This window comes from Peptostreptococcus porci (genome assembly GCF_009695815.1).
GTDB lineage: Bacteria > Bacillota > Clostridia > Peptostreptococcales > Peptostreptococcaceae > Peptostreptococcus > Peptostreptococcus porci.
In genome coordinates, this window is the sequence record NZ_VUNE01000002.1 from 187,959 (window position 1) to 207,744 (window position 19,786).

At 33.8% G+C, this 19,786-nt stretch carries 21 protein-coding genes; 3 read left to right on the plus strand and 18 right to left on the minus strand.

Annotation, left to right across the window (positions count from 1 at the left end):
* Positions 1-3: 3 nt before the first annotated feature.
* Positions 4-816, minus strand: coding sequence for a transketolase (locus tag FYJ71_RS04960; protein ID WP_154537717.1), 813 nt, complete (start codon positions 814-816; stop codon positions 4-6).
* Between the two features lie 296 nt (positions 817-1,112).
* Between FYJ71_RS04960 and acpS the strand changes: the two genes are divergently transcribed.
* Positions 1,113-1,490 (plus strand): holo-ACP synthase, encoded by a 378-nt coding sequence (gene acpS, locus FYJ71_RS04965; RefSeq protein ID WP_154537718.1) that lies wholly within the window; start codon positions 1,113-1,115, stop codon positions 1,488-1,490.
* Positions 1,491-1,497: 7 nt separating this feature from the next.
* Here the strand turns inward: acpS and FYJ71_RS04970 are convergent, their stop codons facing one another.
* Positions 1,498-1,968 carry a pyridoxamine 5'-phosphate oxidase family protein gene (locus FYJ71_RS04970; RefSeq protein WP_154537853.1) on the minus strand — a complete coding sequence of 157 codons (471 nt, stop codon included), beginning with the start codon at positions 1,966-1,968 and terminating at the stop codon, positions 1,498-1,500.
* Positions 1,969-2,242: 274 nt separating this feature from the next.
* Between FYJ71_RS04970 and FYJ71_RS04975 the strand changes: the two genes are divergently transcribed.
* Together FYJ71_RS04975 and FYJ71_RS04980 are read left to right on the plus strand one after the other, a co-directional pair.
* On the plus strand, positions 2,243-3,430 hold the full coding sequence (locus FYJ71_RS04975) for a CaiB/BaiF CoA transferase family protein (protein WP_154537719.1): 1,188 nt from the start codon (positions 2,243-2,245) through the stop codon (positions 3,428-3,430).
* Between the two features lie 216 nt (positions 3,431-3,646).
* On the plus strand, positions 3,647-4,801 hold the full coding sequence (locus FYJ71_RS04980) for a double-cubane-cluster-containing anaerobic reductase (protein WP_154537720.1): 1,155 nt from the start codon (positions 3,647-3,649) through the stop codon (positions 4,799-4,801).
* 93 nt (positions 4,802-4,894) lie between these two features.
* Here the strand turns inward: FYJ71_RS04980 and FYJ71_RS04985 are convergent, their stop codons facing one another.
* The 16 genes from FYJ71_RS04985 to brnQ all read right to left on the minus strand — a co-directional run bounded on the left by FYJ71_RS04985 (position 4,895) and on the right by brnQ (position 19,264).
* Positions 4,895-6,106 (minus strand): ATP-binding protein, encoded by a 1,212-nt coding sequence (locus tag FYJ71_RS04985; protein ID WP_154537721.1) that lies wholly within the window; start codon positions 6,104-6,106, stop codon positions 4,895-4,897.
* Between the two features lie 392 nt (positions 6,107-6,498).
* Positions 6,499-6,762: a FoF1 ATP synthase subunit delta/epsilon gene (locus FYJ71_RS04990; RefSeq protein ID WP_154537722.1), complete on the minus strand. Its 264-nt coding sequence runs from the start codon at positions 6,760-6,762 to the stop codon at positions 6,499-6,501.
* A complete protein-coding gene (gene atpD, locus FYJ71_RS04995) occupies positions 6,762-8,159 on the minus strand; it encodes a F0F1 ATP synthase subunit beta (RefSeq protein WP_154537723.1) in 1,398 nt (465 codons plus the stop codon). Before atpD ends, FYJ71_RS04990 begins: the two co-directional genes overlap by 1 nt.
* A 10-nt stretch (positions 8,160-8,169) precedes the next feature.
* On the minus strand, positions 8,170-9,171 hold the full coding sequence (atpG, locus tag FYJ71_RS05000) for an ATP synthase F1 subunit gamma (protein ID WP_154537724.1): 1,002 nt from the start codon (positions 9,169-9,171) through the stop codon (positions 8,170-8,172).
* A gap of 25 nt (positions 9,172-9,196) precedes the next feature.
* On the minus strand, positions 9,197-10,696 hold the full coding sequence (gene atpA, locus FYJ71_RS05005) for a F0F1 ATP synthase subunit alpha (RefSeq protein ID WP_154537725.1): 1,500 nt from the start codon (positions 10,694-10,696) through the stop codon (positions 9,197-9,199).
* A gap of 16 nt (positions 10,697-10,712) precedes the next feature.
* Entirely contained in the window at positions 10,713-11,255 is a 543-nt protein-coding gene (gene atpH, locus FYJ71_RS05010) for an ATP synthase F1 subunit delta (protein ID WP_154537726.1), read from the minus strand.
* The gene (gene atpF, locus FYJ71_RS05015) at positions 11,255-11,755 is read right to left on the minus strand and encodes a F0F1 ATP synthase subunit B (protein ID WP_154537727.1); all 501 of its coding nucleotides are present in this window, start codon (positions 11,753-11,755) and stop codon (positions 11,255-11,257) included. The genes atpH and atpF overlap by 1 nt, the downstream gene beginning before the upstream one ends.
* Positions 11,756-11,800: 45 nt before the next feature.
* Positions 11,801-12,061: an ATP synthase F0 subunit C gene (gene atpE, locus FYJ71_RS05020; protein WP_154537728.1), complete on the minus strand. Its 261-nt coding sequence runs from the start codon at positions 12,059-12,061 to the stop codon at positions 11,801-11,803.
* A 152-nt stretch (positions 12,062-12,213) separates the two neighbouring features.
* A complete protein-coding gene (gene atpB / locus FYJ71_RS05025) occupies positions 12,214-12,918 on the minus strand; it encodes a F0F1 ATP synthase subunit A (RefSeq protein ID WP_154537729.1) in 705 nt (234 codons plus the stop codon).
* 2 nt (positions 12,919-12,920) lie between these two features.
* Positions 12,921-13,313: an ATP synthase subunit I gene (locus FYJ71_RS05030; protein ID WP_154537730.1), complete on the minus strand. Its 393-nt coding sequence runs from the start codon at positions 13,311-13,313 to the stop codon at positions 12,921-12,923.
* The gene (locus tag FYJ71_RS05035) at positions 13,313-13,543 is read right to left on the minus strand and encodes an AtpZ/AtpI family protein (RefSeq protein WP_154537731.1); all 231 of its coding nucleotides are present in this window, start codon (positions 13,541-13,543) and stop codon (positions 13,313-13,315) included. The genes FYJ71_RS05030 and FYJ71_RS05035 overlap by 1 nt, the downstream gene beginning before the upstream one ends.
* A gap of 491 nt (positions 13,544-14,034) precedes the next feature.
* On the minus strand, positions 14,035-14,664 hold the full coding sequence (upp, locus tag FYJ71_RS05040) for a uracil phosphoribosyltransferase (RefSeq protein WP_154537732.1): 630 nt from the start codon (positions 14,662-14,664) through the stop codon (positions 14,035-14,037).
* 194 nt (positions 14,665-14,858) lie between these two features.
* On the minus strand, positions 14,859-15,305 hold the full coding sequence (gene rpiB, locus FYJ71_RS05045) for a ribose 5-phosphate isomerase B (protein WP_154537733.1): 447 nt from the start codon (positions 15,303-15,305) through the stop codon (positions 14,859-14,861).
* A gap of 30 nt (positions 15,306-15,335) precedes the next feature.
* Positions 15,336-16,409, minus strand: coding sequence for an L-threonylcarbamoyladenylate synthase (locus FYJ71_RS05050; RefSeq protein ID WP_207707218.1), 1,074 nt, complete (start codon positions 16,407-16,409; stop codon positions 15,336-15,338).
* A gap of 159 nt (positions 16,410-16,568) precedes the next feature.
* Positions 16,569-17,636, minus strand: coding sequence for a peptide chain release factor 1 (gene prfA, locus FYJ71_RS05055; RefSeq protein WP_154537735.1), 1,068 nt, complete (start codon positions 17,634-17,636; stop codon positions 16,569-16,571).
* 332 nt (positions 17,637-17,968) lie between these two features.
* On the minus strand, positions 17,969-19,264 hold the full coding sequence (brnQ, locus tag FYJ71_RS05060; RefSeq protein ID WP_154537736.1) for a branched-chain amino acid transport system II carrier protein: 1,296 nt from the start codon (positions 19,262-19,264) through the stop codon (positions 17,969-17,971).
* Between the last annotated feature and the right edge of the window lie 522 nt (positions 19,265-19,786).

Consider the following 19,786-nt stretch of genomic DNA (forward strand, 5'->3'; position numbering starts at 1 on the left):
CTATTACTTTAATTCATCTATGGCTAATTTATACTCTTCCTTACTAATACGCCTACTATGCCATTCGCAAGAGTTCTCCATAAACGAAACACCCTTTCCTTTTATCGTATTTGCTATTACAAGAACCGGCTTTGAATTTACCTTATCAAAAATGCTAAATGCACCCAATATTTGGTCGAAATCATGCCCGTCTATTTCCAATACATACCAACCAAAAGAGGTGAATTTCTTTGTAATAGATCCCAAACTCATCACATCATCGGTAGTACCATCGATCTGTAGCCCATTCATATCAACTATTGCCATAAGATTATCCAAATTATATTGATTTGCAAGCATCGCTGCTTCCCAAATCATTCCTTCCTGCAATTCTCCATCGCCTAACAGAACATATACATTATAGTCTAAATTATCAATCTTTGATGCAAGAGCCATTCCACAAGCAGCAGACAAACCCATGCCAAGCGATCCGGTCGTCATATCGATTCCATTTACCTGTAGCATATCTGGATTGCCTTGAAGTGAACCACCAACTTTTCTAAATCCACTCAGCTCTTCTTCCAGCAAAAAGCCTTTTTCGAAAAGCGTCGAGTAAATGGCTGGTGATGAGTGTCCCTTAGACATTACAAATCTATCTCTATCCTTTTTTTGAGGGTCATCGATATCGACGTTAATTCTCTCGAAATACAGTGCCGTCAATATATCAACACAAGAGAGTGATCCCCCAGGATGACCGGAACCAGAATTATATATCATTTCTATAACATGCTTTCTAATTCTCTTTGCCCTCTTAGATAACTTGTCATAATCTACCATTTATTTTCTCCTCTATTCTAATTTCCACATAATATATACCTGCCAAACCTAAGCATACAAGCCTCTCAATGGCATGGCAATTTTTAATTTGTGCAAAATCAGAAGTTATTTTTTCTATCTCCAATATTATAACACATATTTTTAATACATACTATTTCAATTATTTTACAACACGAAAATACTTATCATTAAATACTACATAGCTAACATATTAATTTGCCAAAACAATCATAAATCGTTTATAATTTGGTTATATCAAAAATAAATCAAATAAATATTACAAGGAGATCACAGAAATGGACATATATGGCATAGGAACAGATATAATAGAAATAGAAAGAATAAAAAATTCTCTAAACAAAAATTTAAGATTATTGGATAAAATGTTCTCAACTGATGAATTGGTGGTGTTAAAAGAAAAAAACTACAAGGCTGAATCCGTTGCCGGTAACTTTTCTGCAAAGGAAGCCGTTGTAAAATCGGTTGGCACAGGACTTAGAGGATTTAATCTAAGGGACGTCCAAATTCTAAGAAACGATTTAAATATGCCCATCGTAGTGCCAGCCGGTAAATTCAGGGATTTTTTGGAAGAAATTGATGTTGTCGATATAAAGGTTACTATCTCACATTCAAAAAAATATGCTACTGCGACTGCAATAGCATTAAGAAAATAGTTTTTTGCTACAAATGTTCTTTACAGGAAAGTGATTCGACTTCTAATTTGAATACACATACACCGTTTACCATTTTTTCGTTGAACTTCCAATCACTCTTTCCTGTTGCCTGTTTCATAATAGATGTCAGCCCCTCCACCTTCTCGGCAAAATCTTCTACGACAGACACCTTTCCAGTACCAATGATACTTTCGAATTTTGCAGAATATCCACAAGGAACATTAGCAGTTTGCAGTTCATACCCCCTATCCATCTCAAATCCTACAGATGGATTTTTATTTATCAATTCAGCTTTTCTTCCCTCAAAAGCACCATGAAAATACAACGTCAAACTGTCAATATCACCGACAACGCCAAAATTTAACGGTACAATATAAACATCGCCACAATCATAGAAACCCAAGCGACAGCAATGACAGTTTTTTATTACATTCATTATCTTATCATGATCGATAACTTCTCTATCTTTTCTTCTCAATGAAAACACCTCTCTTCGACTAAACACATTCTTAATTTTCGAAAAAATATCAATTTTTTTTCTTAGTATTGTCAAAAATATTATACTATTTTTTGAAATAATTTTCAAATAATTAATGAATTTCCCAAAAACAACAATAACATAAAATTTCATAATCTTTTGATAATTTAAATTTGAATTTTTCGTTATTTTTTTATTTTTTTGGTGTATAATTGAATTAAATTAATAATAAATTATCAAATTTTATATGCTTATTTTCGAAAGGAGTGTCCTTATGACAAATAATTCTGCTCTACAAAACCTTAAAATCCTTGATTTTACGACGTTATTGCCAGGACCATACGCCACATTAATGTTAGCTGATATGGGTGCTGATGTACTAAAGGTTAGTTCAAAATCAAAGCTAGATCTTGTTTACGAAATGGGTGCATTCGATGAAGACTTACAGCTTAGTGCTAATCAGCTGTGGTTGAACAGGAACAAGAAAACGATTTCTCTAAATTTAAAAACTCAAGAAGCGAAGGATATTGTAAAAAAACTAATAAAAGAATATGATATCCTTTTCGAACAATTTAGACCTGGTGTTATGAAAAAACTAGGACTATCATATGAAGAACTATCAAAAATAAACCCAAAGCTAATATACTGCTCAATTTCTGCATACGGAAATTCAGGTCCAGAAATGAACAGAGCCGGTCATGACAATAATTTTTTGGCAAAAAGTGGCTTGCTATCACTTTCAGGAAGAAAACAATCTGGTCCAACTCTTATGAATACACAAATTGGTGATTTGGCTGGTGGAGCTCTACATTCAATAATAGGTGTATTGGCTGCAGTAAATTACAGAAATAACACTGGAAAAGGACAATACATTGATATTTCTATGCTGGATACCATTATTCCTATGAACACATTTGAAGGAATATCATACCTTATGGATGGAAAGCTTAAAGAAAGAGAAGAATTTGATCTAAATGGAAAGGGAATATATGACATATATCAAACAGCTGATAACCAGTATATAACTATCGGTTCATTGGAGCCAAAGTTTTTACAAAAGCTTTCAGAAGCAGTCGATATTCCGGAATTAATAGAGGCTGGTGCAACTCCACATGACGGTGGACTACTAAAATCCAAGCTTGTCGAAAAGATCAAATCAAATACTCTTGAATATTGGAATTCAAAGTTCAAAAACCTTGATGCTTGCATTGAACCTGTATTAGATTACAAGCAATCATTTTACGAAGATCCTCAAATCAAATCAAGGGAAATGATTGTAGAAGTAGATGCAGGAATAAAAAAAATACGTCAATTTGCCATGCCAATTAAGTTTTCAGAATCGGATGTCGTATATAAATTCGCTGGAAAAGAAATTGGATTTGATACAGTTGAAATACTAACAAAGCTGGGATATGATGAAAATGAAATAAAAAAACTAGAAGAAGCTGGAGTATTAAAATGATGAACTAGAAAAGTTTGAAGCATTGAAATAGTAATCCATTCTATAATCCATTTCATTTTTTAAGTCATATTAATTATTGACCATAGTCATAGATTAATCCAATGTTTCAATGCTTTTCTATAGCAAAAAACTATAACACTTTCTTCCAATTTTATTTGCCAAAATAATATGCTATACTCTTATCATAAAATAATCAGCAAACAAGGAGATTTTATTATGAGTTTAACATTACCAGAAAAATTTGATCAATATATAGACTCTAGAAAAGAAGGTTTTATGAGAATAATGGATTTCAAAAAAAATGGAGGAAAGGTCGCAGGATGTCTTTGTACCTATACACCTCAAGAAATCCTGGATGCTGGTGGAATAGCTAACGTTGGTCTTTGTGGTACCAGTGCAGAAACAATACCAGACGCAGAAAAGGTTCTTCCAAAAAATCTATGTCCACTTATCAAGTCTACTTACGGTTTTGCAATGACTGAAAAATGTCCATATACGTATTTTTCTGATATTATAATCGGTGAAACTACTTGCGATGGAAAAAAGAAAATGTACGAATTACTCAGTGAAATCAAAGATGTACACGTAATGCATCTACCTCAAGGTAAAGGTCGTAACTATGTCAACGACAACTGGTACGAGGAATGTAATATTCTAAAAGATACTCTTGAAAAAAAGCTGGGTGTCGAAATAACTGAAAATGGACTTCGAGATGCCGCAAAAAAGAGAAATGAACTAAGAAGATTGACGATAGAGCTATATCAGCTTCAAAAGCATATTCCGCCTGTAATGAAGGGTACAGATATAATGCTCGCAATGCAAAAAGGTACTTTTGCATTAAACGTAGAAACTCAAATTGAGACTATAAAGGCTTTGATAAAGGAATCCAAAGAAGCCTATTTTGAAAGAGGTGAACGCCCTGTATCAAAAAAGGACAAGAGAATCCTTATCACTGGATGTCCAACCGGTGGAGTCATTCAAAAAGTTGGTATGGTTATTGAAAATAATGGTGGCGTAATAGTCTGCAAGGATGACTGCGCTGGTGAAAGAACGAACTCTCAAATGATTGACGAAAACTCCGACGATATTATGAGAGCCATAGCTGATAGATATCTTGAAATCAATTGTTCAGTGTTTACACCAAATGACGAAAGAATTCAAAACACATTGAGAATGGCTGAAGAATATCAGGTTGATGGGGTTGTTGAACTAGTACTTCAGGCTTGCCATACTTTTAATGTAGAATCTTACAAAGTAGCAAAGGCTGTCGAAGATATGGGTATCCCATATTTGAAATTAGAAACTGACTATTCTTCATCTGATAGTGGTCAGATAGAAACACGTATTGCAGCATTTATTGAGATGCTGTAATAAAGCATAAAAAATATCCTAGCATTCAATTTTTATGTTTTGAATGCAGGATATTTTTTTATTTATCTGTCTTTCTAATAGGTCACTCATTTATTATTCTAATAGCCAATCGACAATATTCACAACCTTTATCCCATCGTAATTTCCAACTGAAAACCTGTCTAAGGTCAACACCGTTTTCTCATAATTATCTCTAATTTCTCTTAATGGTCTCATTTCTCTCTCAAAGGTATTCTCATCCACCATACTAGCAGTCACTTGAATATAATGTAATTCGTCATTTTTTCTCGTCACAAAGTCAATTTCTTTGTCTTTAAGCTTACCAACATTTACACGATAACCACGTCTCAATAATTCAAAATAGACAATGTTTTCCAAACCAAACCCCAAATCATAGTTTTTCCTTGGTAGAATATAATTTCTTAACCCCAAATCTACAATATAATATTTCTTGTTATTTTTTAATAGCTCCTTACCGACAATGTCAAATCTATCTACTTCGTAAAAAATAAATGAGTCACATAGTGCTTCAATATAATCACTGACTGTGTTTGGTGAAACTTTTCTTCCCCCTGATACTAGATAGTTTGTGATGGACTTTACAGTCACCATATTTCCCACAACACTAGAAAGGTACTTTGAAATTGATTTTAGCAACGAAATATCTGTTATTGCTCTCATACCTAGATTCTTTCTATTTTGCCTATCCTCAATAGCTTTTACCAAAACAGTATTGTAAATACCTTCAAGATACATTTCAACCTTATCACTATCTTTTTCCATGGTAGTTACATAAGGTAAACCACCGTACCTCATATACTCTACAAAAGAATCATCAATTGACAAATCACATATGCTGAAAAACTCTTTAAATGAAAGTGGAAGCATTTTGATTTCAACATATCTACCTGATAAAAAAGTCGCTAACTCACTAGATAACATCTGAGAATTTGAGCCTGTTATATAAATATCTACATTATCCATAACATACAAGCTATCAACAACCTTTTCAAAATATTTTACTCTCTGAACTTCATCTAAAAAAATGTAATTTTTCTTATCAGAAATTAATCTGTCTTTCAAATATGAGTAGAGCTTTTTATAATCTTGCAAATCCTCATATTCCAACTTTTCAAAATTTAATGATATAATCTGTGTAGTTTCTATCCCAGTTTCAACTAGTCTATTTTGAAATTGTAAAAGCAGTGTGGATTTTCCACATCTTCTCATACCTGTAACAATCTTAATTACCTTTTCGTCTCTCCATTTTTCCAAACTATTAAGATAATCAACTCTCTTTATCATTTTGCCATCCCCTTTATAGCTTATTCAATCAAATTTTTATTAAAAATAGTCTAAAATATGTTTTCTGTTTTTAGTCCCATTCTAAATTTTATTACATATATTATAAATAAGTATAGCACTGAAAAAACATTTTTACAATAAAAATTCCCATACGGGAATTTATTGTTATTTATTTAGTATTAATTCAAATATCGATTTATTCTATATGGTTTTATATTATTATTTCAATACACAAGAGTTTCTATTGATTTTATTTTATCTTACTAATTTTATTTTATTAATTTTAGATATAGAATCAATTGTATTTCAAAAATAAAAGCTCGATACATTCTTTTTGATTAATAGAATGCACGAGCCTTGCCAAGTCAAGTTATTACAAAACTATTTATTTTTTATTCTTCATTTCCCCATTCAGCCTTTTCAGTAACTATTACCGTTTCACTGTTTGGATCAACTGTTACAAATCCATTCCCTATTTCAGCATACATGAATTTGCCATCTTTTTTTATCTTCATTTTTCCTTCTTTTATCCCAGTTACAATTGGAACATGACCTCTCAGAATAGCTCTATCTCCAACAATTGTTTTAAATATCACCATCTCTGCGATTTCGTCATAAAAAGTCTTATGAGGAGTTACTACCTTCAATTTAAACATTAGTTAGCACTTCCTTTCGCCTTTCTTACAACGTCATCGATTGTACCCACGAACAAGAATGCTGATTCTGGAATATCATCATGTTTTCCTTCCAAAATTTCTCTAAAACCTCTAACAGTTTCTTTTACCGGAACATAAACTCCAGGAATCCCCGTAAACTGTTCTCCAACAGTAAATGGCTGAGACAGGAATCTCTGTATTTTTCTCGCTCTCGCTACAACAACCTTATCTTCATCAGATAGTTCGTCCATACCAAGTATTGCAATAATATCCTGTAGCTCCTTATATCTCTGCAATATCGACTGAACTCCTCTGGCAACCTCGTAATGATCTTCGCCAACGATATGTGGATCCAAAACTCTAGAAGTCGATTCAAGTGGATCAACTGCTGGATATATACCAAGCGATGATATTTGTCTTGATAATACTGTTTTGGCATCAAGATGTGAGAATGTTGTCGCTGGTGCAGGGTCAGTCAAGTCATCTGCCGGAACATATACGGCTTGAACTGATGTGATAGAACCCTTCTTTGTAGAAGTTATTCTTTCCTGTAAGGCACCCATTTCTGTAGCCAGTGTAGGTTGATAACCAACTGCTGATGGCATACGTCCAAGCAAAGCTGACACCTCTGAACCAGCCTGTGTGAATCTAAAGATATTATCTATAAATAGAAGAACATCCTGCCCTTCTTCATCTCTAAAATGTTCTGCCATAGTCAATCCAGTCAAAGCAACTCTCATTCTTGCCCCCGGTGGCTCATTCATCTGTCCAAATACCATTGCTGTTTTTGCTATAACACCCGATTCTGTCATTTCACCATACAAGTCATTACCTTCTCTAGTTCTCTCTCCAACACCTGAAAAAACAGAAATACCACCATGCTGTTTTGCTATATTATTTATTAGCTCCTGGATAAGAACAGTTTTACCAACTCCTGCTCCACCGAATAGACCTATCTTACCACCCTTTAGATAAGGTGCCAACAAATCTACTACCTTTATCCCAGTTTCAAGAATTTCAGCCTTTGTTTCCAAATCCTCATATTTTGGAGCCTCTTTGTGAATTGGTGATAGCTTTACATTTTCCGGCATTTCTTTTAAATCAATGGCTTCGCCCAATACATTGAACACCCTACCCAAAGTTTCTGTACCAACAGGAACTGAAATAGGTGCTCCAGTATCCACTACGTCCAATCCTCTTACAAGACCCTCTGTAGCACTCATAGCGATACATCTAACAGTATCATTACCAATATGTTGAGCAACCTCAGCAACTATTTTTTTATCGCCAACATTTATTTCCAAAGCATTTAATAGGTTTGGTAAATTGTCTTCACCTTCAAACCTTACATCAAGTACAGCTCCTACAATCTGTACAATTTTTCCTATATTTGCCATCTTATCCTCCTTACTTTAGAGCCTCAACTCCGCCACTAATCTCAGTTATTTCTTGAGTTACGGCAGACTGTCTAGCTCTATTGTAGCTTAATTCAAGATTTTGAATCATTTCGTTAGCATTGTCAGTCGCTGATTCCATCGCTGTTCTTCTAGCTCCCTGTTCAGAAGCATAGGATTCAACGATTCCACCGTTAAGTATTCCAGAAATATATGTAGGTATCAAAAATTCTAGAACTTTTTGAGGGGATGGAAGATATTTCACCTTCGATCTTGAATCTACTGACTTTGCCTTTATTTTATTGACCAAGAGCATTGCTTCTTCGTCTTCTTTTCTTCGTCTTTCTTCTCTTTCCTTAATTATCTCTTCACTAATATAGATGTCAGGGTCCAACTCCTCCTGAATTTCCTTGTATCTCTCTCCACCATATTCCAACGGTGTATCGAAAACTAATGGAAGAACCTTTATCACCTTTGCTTCCTGTGAAAGAGCCGAGTTAAATTTCGTATATGTGAAAAGAACTTCATCTATCTCTTCATTAAGGAACATCTCCATAACTTTATTCGTTATTCTTTGAATATCAGAATAGCTGTAGTCTTCTGCCGATTCGATACTGTCGATCACTTCGACTCCATCCATTTTGCTATATCTATCATAGGATTTCTTTCCAACAGTAATTACATAGTCTTTTGTTACACCTAAATATTTTTCAGCTTCTTTAAAAACATTGATGTTATATCCACCGGCAAGACCTCTATCACCTGCTACTATGATATGACATCTATTTTTTAATTCTCTTTCCTTCAAGAATTCACTATTAACACCCTTCGTATTAACAGATATTTCGACAATAGTTTCATACATTGTGTTGAAATATTCACTTGATTCATCTGCTGCCTGCTTAGCCTTTCTAAGCTTAGAGGATGCAACTAAATACATGGCATTAGTAATCTGCTTTGTATTATTTACACTCGCAATTCTGTTTTTTATGGACTTCATACTTGCGCCTGCCATATCCGTACTCCTCCTTTAACTAGTATTACTGTGCTTTAAATTTCACCTTGTATTCTTCAATAATCTTCTTTAACTCTTCATTAAAGTCTTCATTATTCAATATTTTTTGAAGTATTTCTGGATGCTCATTGGCTATAAATATATATAGACCATCTTCAAACGCCTTGATATCTTCCAGCTCTATATCTTCAAGCAGGTTATTTATTACAGCATAGATTATCACAACTTGATTTTCAACTGTAACAGGCTTATGTTCATCCTGCTTCAATACTTCAACTATTCTTTGACCTTGTGCCAACCTTCTCTTTGTATCTTCGTCCAAATCAGATCCGAACTGTGCAAAAGCAGCCAATTCTCTATATTGAGAATATGCAAGCTTCAATGTACCAGCAATCTTTTTCATAGGCTTGATCTGTGCAGAACCACCAACTCTTGAAACTGATATACCAGGGTCAACTGCAGGTCTAATTCCTGAATAGAACAATTCTGGCTGTAGATATATCTGTCCATCTGTAATAGATATTACATTAGTAGGTATATACGCTGACACGTCACCAGCCTGAGTTTCTATTACAGGAAGAGCAGTCATCGATCCACCACCCAATTTATCTGATAGTTTTGCCGCTCTTTCAAGTAATCTTGAGTGAAGATAGAATACATCACCAGGATAAGCTTCACGACCCGGTGGTCTTCTTAATAATAGCGACATTTCTCTATATGCGACTGCCTGTTTACTCAAATCATCATATACAATAAGCACGTGCTTACCGTTGTACATAAATTCTTCACCTATAGCCGCACCTGAATATGGTGCAAGGTATTGTAATGGTGCAGATTCAGAAGCAGTTGCAGATACCACTATAGTATAATCCATCGCTCCAAAATCCTCCAAGGTTGATACCAATTGAGCAACAGTAGATCTCTTTTGACCAATTGCAACATATATACAGATGACATCCTTACCTTTTTGATTTAATATTGTATCTATCAAAATAGATGTTTTACCTGTCTGTCTATCACCGATTACCAACTCTCTCTGTCCTCTACCGATTGGAATCATGGAGTCTATAGACTTTATTCCAGTCTGCAAAGGTTCAAAAACTGATTTTCTATCCATTATTCCTGGTGCTGGGGCTTCAACAGGTCTAGTCTTATCAGTTTTGACTTCACCTTTTCCGTCTATCGGTTGTCCCAAAGCGTTTACGACTCTACCAATCATCGCTTCACCAACCGGCACCTCAACTATTTTTCCAGTTCTTTTTACAACATCACCTTCTCTAATTCCAAAATCGTCACCAAGTATTACTACCCCTACGACCTCTTCCTCTAGATTTAGTGCGATACCAAATATTTTACCTGGAAACTCTACAAGCTCACCAGACATTACATTATCAAGTCCATAAACACTGGCAATACCATCACCAACATTTAATACACTACCAGTATCATTTAGTTGTATTTTATTTTCATAATTTTTAATCTGATTCTTAATAATCGAACTAATTTCTTCTGGTTTTAAGTTCATGGGTTCACCACCATTTCTATGATATTACTTGAGATAGTTGTTCTTTTAGACCATCTAGTCTAGCTTTTATAGTTCCATCTATCTCTTCATTTCCTATTCTTACAAGAACACCGCCCAAGATGCTCTCATCTATTTTGTTTACAAGCTTAACGCTCCTATTATATCTTGCAGAAATTTTTATTTCCAACTCAGAAATTTTTTCTTTGCTCAAAGGTATGGCTGTTATTACAACACCCTCAGCAACCTTTTCTTTATCATTTAACATATTTTTAAATGAATCTACAATTGAAGCAAACTCAGTAGTCCTGCCATTATCGATAAGAACTTTGATAAGATTTTTTGTGTAGCTCGAAAAGCCATCATAAAAAACCTTATCGACAATGCTCTTCTTATCATCTCTTGAAACAAATGGAGACCTCAGAGCATCATATAAATTTGCATTTTCTGATATAGTCTTGGCTATTTGTTCCAACTCAGAGAATATCTCAGTAGTTTTATTTTCTTCTTCTGCAAGTTCAAATATAGCTTCAGCATATCTATTTGCCACTTGACCAATCATTATCTTGATTCTCCTACTTCTCTAATGAATTCATCTATCAAATCTTCATGCTTTGACTTATCGATATCTTTTTCAATAACCTTTGATGCCGCCAAAATCGCCATATCAGAAATTTCATTTTTGATATTATTGAACGTTGCTTCTCTTTCTTTAACAATATCATCTGAAGCTTTGTTTTTGATATTCGTAGCATCAAGTTTCGCTTGAGCAATTATTTCAGAAGATCTTTCTTCAGCTCTTCTTCTCGCTCTTTCTACTATATCTTGACCTTCAACTCTGGCACTTTCAATTCTTTCTTCGTACTCAGATTTTAGTCTAAGTCCTTCCTCTTTCGCTTTTTCACCAATTTCTATATCGCTTTTTATTCCAGCTTCACGTCTTTCAATTACAGCCAAAACTTTATCGAAAAGTATTTTCTTTAGAATAAAAAACAACAACAGCGTATTGGCAAGAGTGAAAAAGAATTCATATGTTAAACCAACTAACGGCTTAAATTCCATTACTAATCCTCCTCTCAAAATAATACAAATCGTTACGACTTGCTATTATCCGATCCAAGGATTTACAAATAGAATTATTATTGATATAACTAGACCATATATTGCTGATGACTCTGCAACTGCCTGCCCCAAAAGCATTGTGGATATGATATCGCTTTTTGCCTCTGGCTGATTTCCTACTGCCTCTGCACCCTTACCAGCTGCATACCCTTGACCTATACCTGCACCTATACCTGTAGCTACTGCTATACCTGCACCTATTGCTGAACCAGCTATTGCTATTCCCAAACTCATTCCTTCTAACATCTTTTTTTCCTCCTTAAATTACCTAATCTTGTTAATCTTATTAATTTGACATATTCTTTTTATTTAAAAGTACTAATTTCTAATAATTTACTAATCGACTTTAATATTTACTTATCGATTTTCGTATTTTTCCAATCAAAAAAAAATTAATTTTACTCATCTGCTGTACTACCGACAAATACCATTGTCAACATTATAAATATAAAAGCCTGCAATGTTCCTGCAAATAAGTCAAAATACATATGCAGTGGCATCGGTATTACTAACTGACCTATTGGTATCTTCACATTTGGAATCAATGTTGAAACAAATCCCAATAGCTTATAAAGTAAAGACATAATAATCGCACCACCCAAAATATTACCAAATGGACGGAAACTCAATGAAATAGGCCTTGCAATTTCACCGATAATATTTAATGGCGCCATTATAGGTGTCGGTTCAAGCAAGGATTTAAAATATTTTCCTCCTTGGAATTTAACTCCCATAAAGTAAATCATGAAAACTGTAATTCCTGCCCATGCAACTGTTGTATCTAGATCTGTAGTTGGAGATCTTAATCCCAACAATCCAATTAGATTTGAGGTTGCGAAAAACATGAATATGCTTCCAATATACGCAATGATCCAAGGTGCATTTTCAATGAATCTCTTTCCCATAGTATCAGTGACAAGATTTCTCAGACCATCGACTGCCATTTCAACAAGCACCTGTCTTTTTGTAGTAGGCACCTCTTTAAGATCTCTAGTCAAATACAATGAAAGCAATATCAAAAAAATCATAATCAACCATTGAACGACTATTGTTTCACTTAACTTGAAGCCACCAAAATAAAGGATATATTTCGCTTGATACATAATCAGTCCTCCTTCCCTTTATTTAATTTTGATAGCAGCTGTTGAACCTTTATTACAATATTTGTGCTTATTAGCCCGACAGCAACTGTGTAAATGTTAATATGTTTTGAGACTGCTGCAAATATCAAAATTGCACCATAAAGTAGGATTCTTGACATATAACCCAGACTAGCCCAAAGCTTCGCATTGGTCTTTTTATCTACAACAGATTCTATATTTCTCGCCATCATAAACAAAGCCACCATTGCTACCAAGCTTCCTGCAATCAATCCCCCAACATATTTAATTGAAAAGTACTTGAGAAAAAACAGAATAATTGCCACAATAATATCATATACAACTATTCCCTTATATATTTTCACCAAGTTTTCTAACAACTGTTTATCCAAAAGCATCACTTCCTCTTTTTCATAAATGGTAACAGAGTTCTGTATACTCCACAAAACGCACTTCCAATACCAATAAAAATAAAAATCAATGTGAATACAGGAGAAGTCGAAAATTTTGAATCCAGAAATCTTCCAAAAAAGCCACATCCAAAAATACACACAACTACAATTATTCCAAGCTGCGATATTAAAGAAAAAGATCTCATTGCTTCTACCCAAACACTTTTCTTTGACATTGTTTTACCTCACACCTCTATATATTCACTCACCTTCACACACAACAAATCAAATACTTATCTTATGATTTGACTAATATATAATACCATAAATTCATAATTTCTGTCCAAATAATAATAGAATATACGGTGAATTATTATTGAATTTTTGACACAATTTCATTTTAAATATGTATCGACTATGTTAAACATTCATAGTATTTTTTATCATAATTTTTATCATAGTTATTATATACCCTATAAATTATAATCACTATCAAATTATTTGTATTTTTTGTACAAATACTACAATTCTTTTTCTATTTTACCATCAACGCTAAATATTATACAACCAATATTTAAACAACCGGATTTGATACCTTAAAAACAGAAAAAGAGCGACTTTAGCAAATGCCAACGTCACTCCATCTCTAAAAAACAAAATATATCAATATTGTAACCTAGAGTAAAAACACATAATTAGATTACAAAAATCAAAATCTTGTCGTATATTATTTTGTACCGAACAATCTATCTCCCGCATCACCTAGACCAGGAACAATATATTTATGTTCATTTAATCTTTCATCTACTGCCGCAACATAAATATCAACATCTGGATAAACCTTATGAACTTCAGCAATTCCCTCTGGAGCAGCAACAAGGTTAACCATTCTGATGTTTTTAGCTCCCTTTTCTCTTAGAAGCTGTATTGCTGCCACTGAAGATCCACCAGTAGCCAACATTGGATCTACTAACAATACTTCTCTCTCGCCAATGTCCTGTGGAAGCTTACAATAATATTCCACTGGCTGAAGAGTTTCAGGATCTCTATACAATCCGATATGACCAACCTTTGCAGCTGGAATCAAGTTGATTAATCCGTCCACCATACCTATTCCGGCTCTCAATATCGGAACTATTGCCAATTTCTTCCCTGTTAATTCCTTCGCTGTCATCTTTGCCACTGGAGTTTCTATCTCAACATCTCCAAGAGGCAGATCCTTTGTAACTTCATATCCCATCAACATTGTAATCTCTGTTAATAGCTCCCTAAAGTCCTTAGAACCAGTGTTTTGCTTTCTCATCAACGTTAATTTGTGTTGAATCAATGGGTGATCAGTAACTGTTACTTTGTTCATATTATCCTCCTAATTTAATAAAAACTTATATTATCAATGCTACCTGCATTAATTTCTGTCTATGATATTATAAAACGTATTTTGCATTTTATCAACAATTTATCAGTAAATTATCGACAAAAAACCACAAATATTTCAATTGCACCTTAATTAATAAAAAAAATAATAGTAATAAATCATATTTTATTTCATTTCTAAAGGTCGTTACTTTCAATCTCTGTTATTTTATCAACTCTTGATTGATGTCTTCCACCTTCAAACGAAGAATTTAAATATGCATCAACGATGTCTAGCCCAAGTCCAATGCCAGTAACTCTCTCTCCAAGTGCAATCATATTTGCATCATTGTGTGCTTTTGTCATACGTGCTGAGAAAGTATCTCCCAGAGTTGCACATCTTATACCTTTGACCTTATTTGCAGCGATACCTATTCCAATGCCAGTTCCACAGACCAAAATACCACATTCAGACTCTTTATCTGCTACCGATTTCGCAGCCTTATACGCAAAATCCGGATAGTCCACAGAATCAGTTGTGTCCGTACCAAAATCCAAAACTTCGTACCCTTTCTTTTCAAGATGATTTTTAATGGCATTTTTCAAATTCAAGCCACCATGATCACAAGCCAATGCTATTTTCATATTTTTCCTCCAATTAAAAATAAATTTTTTCTATACAAACTTGTATCCAGCAGATTTCTTCAATCTATTCATTATGGCAACACCAATCCCCGTTTCTTCAAAGGTTTCAGCATATGCCACATCAATATTTCTTCTATCCAAATCTATCAATACATCAAATAGATTTCTCGCAACCTCTTCATAAGTACAACCCAAAGAAAGCACATGAACATTTTTAAATTTCAGCTTTAATTCCTCAAATCTAGAAATATTTTGTTTCATACACAATATTGCAATCTTCTTTTCGTCGTTGGCTCTCATTTCCAATAAAAATTCCGACAACTCGACAAACCTGTCGATACCACCAGTCACCATAAATATATTTGCATTAGGTGAATAATGCTTGTATTTCATACCAGGTGCTTTTGCCTTTATATTATCGTCATGAGAAGAAAGCGACGGATCAAGTATCACATCTCCAAGAACTTCCTTCAACATCTCCAATGTAATCGCACCCGGTCTCAAAACCATCGGAACATCATCAGAAAGATCGACTATTGTTGATTCAACACCAAAATCACAAAAACCTCCTACTAAAATCCCATCCACTCTGCCATCCATATCGGCTATAATATGCTCTGGTTTCGTTGGAGAAGGCTTCCCAGACAGATTTGCTGATGGTGCGGCGATTGGAACTCCAGAGGCTTTTATCAATGCTCTTGCAACCTTATCTGATGGCATCCTAATCGCAACCGTATCCAAGCCACCACTCGTCACTTTTGGAATCAAGTCGGATTTTTTAAAAACAATTGTCAAGGGTCCCGGCCAAAATCTATCAATCAATTTTTTTGCTCTCTCATCCATATCCACTACTAATGGATTGATATCTTCTCTCTCAGCTACGTGAACGAGCAATGGATTGTCACTTGGACGTCCTTTTGCTATATATATTTTAGAGGCAGCTTGTTCATCTAGTGCATTTGCACCCAAACCATAGACTGTCTCTGTTGGAAAAATCACTGTTTTCCCATCTGCAAGCATTTTGCCAAACTGTTCTACCACCTTGCTGTCGATATTGTCTGGATCAATTTTTTCAATCAATGTATTTTTTTTCATAAATTCCATATTATCACTCTCGCAATTCTTCATATTCACTAAGTATTCACTAAAAAAAGAGGTCTACAAAAAATTTTTATTTCAATAAGCATCACCTTATTATCAATTCTAATAAAAACTCTTTTTTGTAAAACCTCCTTCACAAGAAATTATCTTAATAAAATTATCCTAGTAAATAGAAGACATTTTTTCAGTCTGATCAACTGTAATCAACGCATCTATCATTTCATCTAAATCACCATCGATAAATGAATCAAGCTTATAAAGTGTCAAATTGATTCTATGATCACTAACTCTCCCTTGTGGGAAATTATACGTTCTGATTCTTTCAGATCTATCTCCAGATCCTACTTGACTCTTTCTTTCAGCAGCAATTTCTTTTTGTTGTTCAGCCAGTGCCTTGTCATAAAGTCTTGCCTTCAATATTTTCATAGCCTTTTCCTTATTTTTTAGCTGCGACTTTTCATCTTGGCATGAAACAACTTCTCCAGTAGGTATATGTGTTATTCTAACGGCTGAGTCCGTAGTATTAACACTCTGTCCACCATTTCCAGATGCTCTAAACACATCCACTCTGATATCTTCAGGACTGATATCTATTTCGACATCCTCAACTTCTGGTAATACGGCTACTGTTGCAGTAGAGGTGTGTATACGTCCTCCAGATTCAGTTGTAGGTATTCTCTGAACTCTGTGAACGCCAGATTCATACTTCAATCTCGAATAAGCACCCTTACCCTTTATCATAAATGAAACTTCCTTAAATCCACCTACTCCAGTATCATTGGATCCAAGAAAAGATGTTTTCCATCCTCTTCTTTCTGCGTATCTAGAATACATTCTAAACAAGTCGCCCGCAAATAGAGCAGCTTCGTCTCCACCTGCACCACCTCTAATTTCGACAATAACGTCTTTATCATCATTAGGGTCCTTAGGAACCAATAAAATTTTTAATTCATTTTCAATTTGCTTTACACTTTCTTCCGCTTCTGACAATTCCATCTTTGCAAGCTCTCTTAGTTCTTCATCACTTTCCTCTTCCAATATCTGCTTTGATTCAGCTATTGTATTGCTCACATCTCTATATTCTCTATATTTTAAAACGATAGGTTCTAATTCAGATGTTTCTTTCATAAGTTTCTGCCAAGTTGGTTGATCACTAATAATCTCAGGATCAGCAACTTTTTCGTTTAACTCATTGTATTTGTCTTCCAAAACTCTAAGTTTATCTAGCATTCATATCACCTTTCTAATTGTAGATTGAAATTTTCTAATACAAGCCTAAAAACACTAAATAAAATTATTTATAAACTCGTACAAGCTTTAATTATCAACTTTAATATAATTTTTACCTAATTAAAAATTATACCATAAAACATTATAATTCTCAAGTGCAAGTAGCCAATATAAGACAAAAAATCAACATTCCGATTTTTAGTTATAAATAATAAAACAGAGGCTTGAAAACCAAGCCTCTGTTTTATTATTTAATTAATTTTATTTACGACTTATTATAAATCTAGTTAAAGTTAATATTCAATAAAACTAATTGATATTATGCGTATTTACTATGCGTTTGCAACGTCCTTTGATTTACCTTTGAATATAAATCCTAATACACCAGCTATGATAGTAGGAACCATCCAGTTAAATCCAAAGCTTGCTAATGGTAAGCTATTTACAAATCCAAAAGCTGGTACTTTTGTTGATAATAATGTCATTGTTGATATTATTACAGACATACCTGCTGCAAATTTGTACACCATGTCACTTTTAATTTTTTCTTTGAAGAATACCAATACTATTAGAACAATTGAAGGTGGATATACTATTGTCAATATTGGGTTTGCAATCTTAACAAGTCCACTAACACCCATTGTAGCTGCTGCTGCTGCAAATATACAAACGAACAACACACACTTAGCATAGCTAACCTTATTCTTAGAAAGCATTGATAAGTATTCCGCAGTTGCAGAAGTAAGACCAATTGAAGTAGTAAGACAAGCAAGAGAAACTGCTATTGCCAATACTATCTTTCCAGTGTTTCCTAACAACATTTGAGTAATATTTACTATAACCTGTGATTGCTTTACACTTTCGTCGTATACAGTTGACACTGTTGAACCTAAGTAAGTCAAACCACCGTATATTAATCCCAAGCCCACACAAGCGATCAAACCAGCTTTGATAAGTACAGATATCTGTTGCTTTGGCTCAGTGTAACCTTTATTTGAAAGAGTTAGCATAAGAACTGAACCAACTGCTATAGAAACGAAACAGTCCATAGTTTGGTAACCATCCATAATACCTCTCTTGAACACTTCATCAATCATTGGAGTTGCTGTTGGCTGACCCAAAGGAGATACAACTCCCTTTATGATAATTATTGATAAAGCCACAATCAAGAATGGAGTAAGAACCTGCCCAACTATATCGATAACCTTTGAAGGTCTAACAGTAAGTATATAAGTCAATGCGAAGAATATAACTACTACAATCACGATTGGCAAACCTTCTCCAAAAATAGGCATTATACCCATTTCATATGTTGTCGCACCAGTTCTAGGTATAACTAACAACGGACCAACACACATTATGTCTGCAAAACTTAATAATATTGCAGGAACTCTTCCTATTCTACCAAATAATTCCATTATTTCACCACGACAATATGCAATTGCAATTACCGCTAAAAGTGCAAGACCAGCATCGGCAAACGTAAACCCTGCAAATGCAGTAAACCACTGTGGACCTGCTATTATCCCCAAATATGGTGGGAATATCAAGTTACCTGCACCAAAGAACATCGCAAATAAGGCAAAACCAAACGTAAAGATGTCCTTTAAACTACTTTTGTTGCTCATATTTTTTCCTCCTTTAATTTATTTTATCATGTTGATAAAATACTTAACTATAACTAATTTTATAACTTACAATCATATTATAATTTTATTTTTTTAAGTTGTCAAGCTAAAATAATCATATTATATTTTTATTGTTAAAAAAATATTTTTAAATTCACTCCAATATTTTCCTTAATTAAATATAGCAATATCTGTATTTTTTGTATATTTCAACCTTTTTTTATCTGTGGAACATATAATTATTAACTAATGCATTTTTTGTTTTTCTGTTAAATACAACCTACAAATAAGAGTGTTTCTTTTAAAAAATCTATTTTTTTGCTGTTTTACTAATATTCTTTATAATTTCGGAATATTTCGTTTTTTCAATCTTTAGTTAGTAATTTAACACTTGTTATGCTAAAAATAATTTCTAATAAATTATATAATCCATTTTTTTATGAATACTAACTATATAAACATAAAACAATATTTTTTGTTAATTTAACAAAAAATAAAAAAAGACATACCCTACATTCATAT